The sequence below is a fragment of the Qipengyuania sp. genome (genome assembly GCF_042095715.1).
Classification (GTDB): domain Bacteria; phylum Pseudomonadota; class Alphaproteobacteria; order Sphingomonadales; family Sphingomonadaceae; genus Qipengyuania.
In genome coordinates this window covers 20041-28035 of record NZ_JBELMO010000044.1, presented here as the reverse complement: position 1 = coordinate 28035, position 7995 = coordinate 20041, and the positions used below count along the sequence as shown (strand labels likewise).

The 7995-nt window shown below is 61.1% G+C and carries 7 protein-coding genes; 4 read left to right on the top strand and 3 right to left on the bottom strand.

The genetic code is table 11. From position 1 onward, the window contains the following. Together ACFDTG_RS10970 and ACFDTG_RS10965 are read left to right on the top strand one after the other, a co-directional pair. Positions 1-775, top strand: a 775-nt coding sequence (locus ACFDTG_RS10970) for a carboxyl transferase domain-containing protein (RefSeq protein WP_375291083.1), incomplete at its 5' end; no start/stop codon positions are given. Continuing rightward, on the top strand, positions 772-1359 hold the full coding sequence (locus ACFDTG_RS10965; RefSeq protein WP_375291082.1) for a 1-acyl-sn-glycerol-3-phosphate acyltransferase: 588 nt from the start codon (positions 772-774) through the stop codon (positions 1357-1359). The genes ACFDTG_RS10970 and ACFDTG_RS10965, both read left to right, overlap by 4 nt. 1 nt (position 1360) lies before the next feature. Here ACFDTG_RS10965 and ACFDTG_RS10960 read toward each other — a convergent pair whose 3' ends face one another. The 3 genes from ACFDTG_RS10960 to gyrB all read right to left on the bottom strand — a co-directional run bounded on the left by ACFDTG_RS10960 (position 1361) and on the right by gyrB (position 5670). Further along, the gene (locus ACFDTG_RS10960) at positions 1361-2329 is read right to left on the bottom strand and encodes a hypothetical protein (RefSeq protein ID WP_375291081.1); all 969 of its coding nucleotides are present in this window, start codon (positions 2327-2329) and stop codon (positions 1361-1363) included. Between the two features lie 446 nt (positions 2330-2775). Next, entirely contained in the window at positions 2776-2997 is a 222-nt protein-coding gene (locus tag ACFDTG_RS10955) for a hypothetical protein (RefSeq protein ID WP_375291080.1), read from the bottom strand. Between the two features lie 150 nt (positions 2998-3147). After that, positions 3148-5670 carry a DNA topoisomerase (ATP-hydrolyzing) subunit B gene (gyrB, locus tag ACFDTG_RS10950; protein WP_375291079.1) on the bottom strand — a complete coding sequence of 841 codons (2523 nt, stop codon included), beginning with the start codon at positions 5668-5670 and terminating at the stop codon, positions 3148-3150. 225 nt (positions 5671-5895) lie between these two features. On the opposite strand from gyrB, the gene ACFDTG_RS10945 reads away from it, so the two are divergent. Both ACFDTG_RS10945 and ACFDTG_RS10940 read left to right on the top strand, forming a co-directional pair. Next, entirely contained in the window at positions 5896-7275 is a 1380-nt protein-coding gene (locus ACFDTG_RS10945; RefSeq protein ID WP_375291078.1) for an L-serine ammonia-lyase, read from the top strand. Beyond that, positions 7275-7967 carry a ZIP family metal transporter gene (locus ACFDTG_RS10940; protein ID WP_375291077.1) on the top strand — a complete coding sequence of 231 codons (693 nt, stop codon included), beginning with the start codon at positions 7275-7277 and terminating at the stop codon, positions 7965-7967. Before ACFDTG_RS10945 ends, ACFDTG_RS10940 begins: the two co-directional genes overlap by 1 nt. Positions 7968-7995 lie beyond the last annotated feature (28 nt).

Below are 7995 nucleotides of genomic sequence, written 5' to 3'. Positions count from 1 at the left end.
TCTTCCGATCTGTCCGCGCGCGCCGAAGTTCGATGCCGAGGTTCTTTATGCCCTGATCCCCGAAGATGTCCGCGCACCCTACGACGTGCATGAGGTGATCGCTCGCATCGTGGACGGCAGCGAATTCCACGAGGTCAAGCAGCAGTATGGCAGCACGCTCGTCTGCGGCTTCGCGCATATCTGGGGTATGCCGGTGGCGATACTCGCAAACAACGGCGTGCTCTTTTCCGAAAGCGCACAGAAAGGCGCCCATTTCATCGAGCTTGCCTGTCAGCGGCGCATTCCGCTACTTTTCCTGCAGAATATCTCGGGCTTCATGGTCGGCGGCAAATACGAAGCCGAAGGCATCGCCAAACACGGGGCCAAGCTGGTCACCGCGGTCGCGACCGCCACCGTTCCCAAGGTTACCGTAGTGATCGGCGGCAGTTTCGGCGCCGGAAATTATGGCATGTGCGGCCGTGCCTATTCGCCTCGTTTCCTGTTCACCTGGCCCAATGCGCGCATCAGTGTGATGGGCGGCGAGCAGGCGGCCAGTGTCCTCGCCACCGTTCACCGTGACGCTGACAGCTGGACAACGGAGCAGGCCGAGGCATTCAAGGCGCCCATCCGGCAGAAATACGAGGATGAGGGCAATCCCTATTACGCAACCGCCAGGTTGTGGGACGATGGGGTGATAGACCCGGTTCAGACCCGGGATGTGCTCGGCCTGGCTCTTGCGGCAACCCTGGAAGCTCCGATCGCCGAACACCCCGCCTTCGGGGTGTTCCGAATGTGAGGCCGAGCCTGCTCTCACGCGCGGCGAAAGCGGCCATCCTGGCTGCGTTCGCCGCGCGCGGCTATCGGCTTAAGAATGCAAAGCATCCCGGTGTGCCCAAGAGCGTGATCCTGGGGGCACCGCACACCAGCAATTGGGACTTCGTGTTTTTCCTCGGAATGGCGGATAAGATGGGGATCCAGCCCGCATTCATGGGCAAGCACACTCTATTTAGGGGCGCACAGGCCCGTTTTATGCGGGACATGGGAGGGATCCCGGTCGATAGGTCGAAACGCGCCAATTACGTAGCGCAGGTGGTCGCGGAATTTGCCCGCCGTGACGAGTTGGCTCTGGTCATGGCGCCGGAAGGATCGCGCGGTTCGCGAGGCGAGTGGCGAAGCGGGTTCTACAACATCGCGATGGGTGCGGGCGTGCCGATCGTGCCGGCGTGGGTCGATCAGGAACGCCGGAGAGGGGGCGTCGGGGAGCCATTATGGCCATCCGGCGATTATCCGGCCGATCTGGCCAAGCTGGCGGCTTTCTACCGCTCGGTCCGCCCGGACTGCGATCGGTTTGAAAAACTGGCCGAAAGCGTGGCCACGTGATTTAGTTCACCACCGACCAGTCGGCAGCTCGGGACAGCCGAGGCACCGCTTCGTTACACGAGGGCCCTGTGCCCGCGAGCAGTTCTTTTGCTTGCCTGAGGGTCTGGCGCGGATCGAAGGTGTAGCGTCCAATGGCGGAGCCATCCCGACTCAAGAGCGAAAGCACTAACTCACTTGACGAACCAAGTGCTGTCGCAAAGCTATCGAAGCCGCTTGCACGAGGATCGATAGCGATGCGAAGCCGCGTCGTCCCGAATGCGGCGATCGAATGTCGGACGGCGAAATCACGACCATTTATCCGGAACCTAGCTCTTTTGACCTGGCCATTCATCAAACCGGGTTCGGCGACGACAAACGCCATCGATGGGTCCTTCAGAGCCTGTTCGCCAACCCCTTCGAACAACAGCTGAAGTTCGACCCGCGGACTTTCCTGCGCGTATAGATTGATGAGCAAGCGAGGCGGTGCCGGTGTCGGAATTGCGGGCTTCGTATCGATAATCTGGATTTCCGGCCGATTTCCCAAAAAGCAGGTCCGGGTGCGATTGCCCTGGCTAGTTTGAACGCGCGCCGCCTCGCCGCGCTCCATGCGGCAGGATTGCACCAATCGCGCCAACGCTTCGCGGAACCGCGACGCATCGGGCGGCCCGAACGCAATCAGATCGGTCGCGAGATGGCCTTCGGTGTCGTAGAAGGCGACTTGCGTTGCGCCCTCGACGGTCTCTCCAGCCCAGGCCAGCTCGGTCCATCGCAGTATCCGCGACCACTGCCGGGACCCACCCGCCGCTTGCGCCATGATCCGCGTAGAGCACCCGCCTTCGGTGATCTCGGCGGTGGCATCGACAGAGACACGCTGGCCTCGCATCTCGAGGTCCAGGCGGCGCCCGTCGAGCGCGGATGAAACGATCGCTGCGTCCTCCACGCTAACGGATGAGCCGCCATCGGAGACGACGCCACTCGAAGCCATGGCCATCAGTAATCCAGCCGCGAACATCCTGCGCTTTCCCTCGACGCCGAATGCGTCCCGGGGGACATGTCATAAGTGCCAGGCCATTATATTTTCTTATCGTCAGGCTAGGGGCTCGCGAGGCGATGACTGCGTGAAAAGAGAGGCTCGAGAAGCACTGATGCGGTTGCATCACTCTGCTTGGATGGTCTTCCGGCGCTCCGCCGGGATAGCCAGAACCATACGGCTGTGCCAAACCTGTCAGCCTTTACGAAGAGCGAACTGATCGGCGCGCTCCAACCGGCTCCAGCTCCATTCGCACTTTCCGAGTCGGTCCGGGGGCATTCTGCAATGCGATCGCACGAGGCTTGTTGAGCAGCCCGTGTAAGTCGCTCCACCGGCCAAGGATGTTTGCGCCAGGCACAAAAAAAGCGGGGCCTTTCGACCCCGCTTTCCATGTATTCTTAATCAGCTCAGGCGCTAACCGGCTCGTCATCGTCTTCGGCCGCGATGGTGATCGCGGTGAAGGCCGCGACGACGGCGATCGCCAGAACGGCGTAAAGAGCGCCACCACCAGCGAGTTCGCTTTCGCCCTGAGCCGGAGCCGCAGTGCGTGCATTTGCACCGGCATAGACAGCCGGCGAAGCGGCCACCGCCAGCGCGGCGCCTGCAGCTGCAATCTTACGAAAAGTCATACAACGTCCCTTCTGAGAATTTCGTGCGGGATCATTTTAGTGAGCCCCACACGATTCAAACAACATTTTCGATGTTGGTTCCAGACAAATTTTTCTTTGGCGCTGATTCACATGCACATCGTGCTGAACCGTTGCACTCTGGCGACAGACTTAGATATCGAGGTTTGCCACATTCAAGGCGTTATCCTGGATGAATTCGCGTCGGGGCTCGACGATATCGCCCATCAAGCGGGTGAAGATTTCGTCGGTCACATCCGCATCCTCCACCTTCACCTGCAAAAGGGCGCGATTATCGGGGTCGAGCGTGGTCTCCCACAATTGTTCGGCGTTCATCTCACCCAGCCCCTTGTAGCGCTGGATTTTTTGACCCTTTCGCCCGGCTGCCAGCACCGCCTCCAGCAGTTCGGTAGGCCGGGTAATCGTGGTGCCGCCATCTGCTGCCGGAACCTGATCTTCGACATCACCGGTCGAAACTTCGCCGCCCTCTTCCTCGTCGACCGAATCGGCGCCTCCGGACACCAGTCTGACAGGCGCGGCATACACATCCGCGAATTCCGCAGCCAGGCGATGGAGCTTGCGCGCTTCGGCGCTGCCGACAAATTTCGCGTCGATCTCGTGCACATCGGTAACACCGCGCCACAGTCTCCTGATCCGCACCATTCCGTCCGGACCGATCTCGGCTGACCAGCGCGCTTCCGGATCTCCCATCTGCAGATTACGTGCCGCGCGATCCATCGCTTCGCCACGATCCTGAAGATCGGGATCGAGAGCACCGGCAAGTGCGAGCGCCTCTACCAGGGTGGGATCATATTTGCGCGGGATGAATGCCATCAGATTGCGCATCCGCAGTCCATGCGCGACGAGAGCCTCCAATTCGGCCGAACCGCGTGCGCCCCCCTGCGTTTCGAGTACCCGCCCCGACAGACCCTGCGCGATGAGATATCGATCGTAGGCGGTCTGGTCCTTCAGATAGACCTCCGACTTTCCGCGTGCGACCTTGTAGAGCGGCGGCTGCGCGATGAAGAGGTGCCCGGCCTTGACGATTTCGGGCATCTGACGATGAAAGAACGTCAGCAGCAAGGTTCGGATGTGGGCACCGTCCACGTCCGCGTCGGTCATGATCACGATCTTGTGGTAGCGCAGCTTGTCGAGGTTGAATTCCTCGCGCAGGCCCGTGCCCATGGCTTGGATGAGCGTGCCCACTTCCTTGCTTGAGATGATCCGGTCGAAGCGCGCACGCTCAACGTTGAGAATCTTGCCCTTCAGCGGCAGTATCGCCTGCGTCTTACGGTCGCGCCCCTGCTTGGCCGAACCGCCTGCGCTGTCGCCCTCCACCAGGAACAGTTCGCATTTGCTCGGGTCGCGCTCCTGGCAGTCGGCGAGCTTGCCCGGCAAGCTGGCGATACTCATCGCGCCCTTGCGGCTCATCTCACGGGCCCGTCGGGCCGCTTCGCGCGCGGCAGCTGCATCGATGATCTTCTGGACGATCGATTTCGCATGCGCCGGATTTTCCTCCAGCCACTCGCCCATCTTGTCGCTCATCAGGCTTTCGAGCGGCTGGCGCACCTCAGACGAAACCAGCTTGTCCTTCGTCTGCGACGAGAACTTGGGATCAGGCAGCTTCACCGAAACGATTGCGGTCAAGCCTTCGCGCATGTCTTCGCCCGATAGAGAGACCTTTTCCTTCTTCATCAAACCGCTGGCGCTGGCGTAATTGTTGAGCGTACGGGTCAGAGCCGCCCGGAACGCAGCCAAGTGCGTCCCGCCGTCGCGCTGCGGGATGTTGTTCGTGAAGGTGAGGACATTCTCGTAGTAGCTGTCGTTCCATTCCAGAGCGACGTCGATGCCGATACCGTCCCGTTCGGCGGAAACCGAAATAGGATCAGGAATCAAAGCCTGTTTGTTGCGGTCCAGGAATTTCACGAACGCCGCTATTCCACCTTCGTAGAACAGGTCGTGTTCCGCGACCTCCTCGTGCCGTCGGTCGCGCAGCAGGATGTGAACCCCCGAATTCAGGAATGCGAGTTCCCGATAACGGTGCTCCAGCTTTTCGAAGTCGAATTCGGTCACGTTCTTGAACGTGTCGTTGCTAGGCATGAAGGTGACGCGGGTTCCGGTCCGCTCGCGCCCGGCCGGGCCCTTCACTTCCAGCGGTGAGACCGCATCGCCATGCTCGAAGCGCATCCAGTGTTCCAGGCCGTCGCGCCAGATCGTAAGTTCCAGCCATTCGGACAGCGCATTGACCACCGACACGCCCACACCGTGCAACCCGCCCGAAACCTTGTAAGCGTTATCGTCACTGGTGTTTTCGAACTTACCCCCGGCATGAAGCTGGGTCATGATGACCTCGGCCGCGGAAACCCCCTCTCCCTTGTGCATGTCGACCGGAATGCCGCGGCCATTGTCCTCCACACTCACGGAGCCGTCGGGGTTGAGTTCGATCAGGACGAGATCGCAGTGACCCGCAAGCGCCTCGTCGATAGCATTGTCCGACACCTCGAACACCATGTGATGCAAGCCCGATCCGTCATCGGTATCGCCGATGTACATGCCGGGCCTTTTGCGCACGGCGTCGAGACCCTTCAGAACCTTGATGCTGTCCGCACCATAGCCCGCGGTATTTTGAGGGCGTTCCGGCGACTGGTTGGGAGTGTTCTCGGTGTTCTCGTTCATGCCCATCATATAGGCATGACACCCGAGAATCGAAAGCTTTGGCGCCCCCTTTCATCCACAGGCGAAGGCGTTACGAGCATTCCGTCTTGGTCGAGAGGAAAACGATGTAACCACCTTCGGAAAGACGTCGGTTTACATGGGAGGCGATTATCTGTTCGACCTGGTGGAAGTTCTCGCCGACACGAAGTAGTTTCGCCTGGGACCTGCGAGCGCTAGGGGGCGGCCATGCTCTCGGTGCTCGACATATTCCGTATCGGCATCGGCCCCTCGTCGTCACACACGGTGGGACCGATGCGGATTGCGCGGCGCTTCATCCGCGCGATGACGAAGCGAGGCTTGCTGCCTCAAGTCGAACGGATCGCGGCGGAATTGCAGGGGTCCCTTGCCCTGACAGGCGTCGGTCACGGCACGATAGATGCGACGATGCTCGGCCTTGCCGGATTTGCGCCGGATCGCACCGATCCCGACCAGGCTGCCGCAGCCCTGGCAAAGATTCGCGAGGACATGCAACTCACATTGGCCGGGCGAGCCATTGGCTTCGATCCAGGCCGGGATATCGACCTTGCAGGGCATGTCATTCCCGACCTCCATCCCAATGGCATGGTCATGCGGGCGTTCGGTGCGAAGGGGCAGCTGCTGTTAGAGAAAACCTATTTCTCGACCGGTGGCGGATTCGTCGCGAGCAAGGCCCAGTTGATGCGACCGCCTGAACGGGACTTGATAAGCACGGGCCCGCCCGCCCCTCACCCTTTCGGGTCGGCCGCAGAGCTGCTGCAGCTATGCTCCGAAGAATCGCTGACCATCATGGACATCATTCTCGCCAACGAGGACGCGATTAGACCGCGCGCAGATACCATGTCCGGGCTCGACCGCGTCGCACAGGCCATGGGGGATTGCATCGATCGCGGGCTCTCTCAGGAAGGTGTGCTTCCCGGGGGCCTCAAGGTTCATCGCCGTGCGCCCGGCCTCTGGCGCGGCCTCCAGGCAAATCCGCAATCGAACGAACGCGAACAGCTTTTCGATTGGCTGAATTGCTACGCCATGGCGGTGAACGAGGAAAATGCCTCGGGCGGCCGCGTCGTCACCGCGCCGACGAATGGTGCCGCCGGCATCATCCCCGCCGTGATGCGTTTCTATTGCGATGCCGACGAAGGCGATTGCCGAGACCGCCGCAGACAGTTTCTGCTGACTGCGGGCGCGATCGGTCTGCTCTACAAACAGCGAGCCAGCATTTCGGGCGCGGAAATGGGGTGCCAGGGCGAAGTGGGCGTTGCCTGCTCAATGGCCGCCGGCGCATTGGCCGCGTTGTGGGGCGGCAGCCCCCACCAGGTCGCCTGCGCCGCCGAGATCGGGATGGAACACAATCTTGGGCTGACCTGCGATCCCGTGGGCGGGCTTGTGCAGGTGCCCTGCATCGAGAGGAATGCCATCGGTGCCGTCAAGGCGGTGAACGCCGCAAGGCTAGCGTTGCACCGGACAGAAGCCGAAACGTGCGTCAGCCTGGACCAGGTTATCGAGACGATGCGGCAGACGGGGCTCGACATGTCGAGCAAATACAAGGAAACCAGCCAGGGTGGCCTGGCGGTCAACGTCATCGAATGCTGATGCTTTTTATCGTCGTCGGTGTTGTGTCGGGAGCGCTATTGGTCGGAGCGGCCTGGGGCATTTGGGGCAAGCTTCCAAAACCTATCGAAGGGTTCCTGGTCGCTCTGGCCGGTGGGGCACTGCTCCTTTCCGTGACGAGCGAACTGATCGAACCATCGCTGGAAGAGGGATCGCTTTCCGTCGTCGCACTGGCTGTGGCCGCAGGTGCGATCGTTTTCGCGGTGGTCGATTATCTGATCGACGAAAAATGGGGTCCCGATTCCGGTGGCGGCCTCCTCGCTGCGATCACGCTTGACGGGATCCCCGAAAACCTGGCGCTTGGCGTCGCTCTGATCGGGGCGGGCTCGCTGGAGGTCGCCGCGCTGGCGGGATCGATATTGCTATCCAACCTGCCGGAGGCGGCGGGCGGTGCCAAGGAGATGGGTGAAAACGGCACATCCAGAATAAGGATCTTCGAGTTGTGGGCGGCTACGGCGGCGATTCTGGCGGCTGCTGCCATCGCGGGCAATTTCCTGCTGAAGGGAGCAAGCGAAGATCATTTGGGCGCCATTCGCTGTTTCGCTGCGGGGGCCGTCATTGCAAGCCTCGCCACCGAAGTCTTCCCGAAGGCTTTCAAGGAAGATCGACATTGGGCAGGCGTTGCAACCGCTTTGGGCGCTACCCTGGCGTTCGCCTTGGGAAGTCTGGGATGACAGGCCCATCAGTTGCGCATTATTCTTG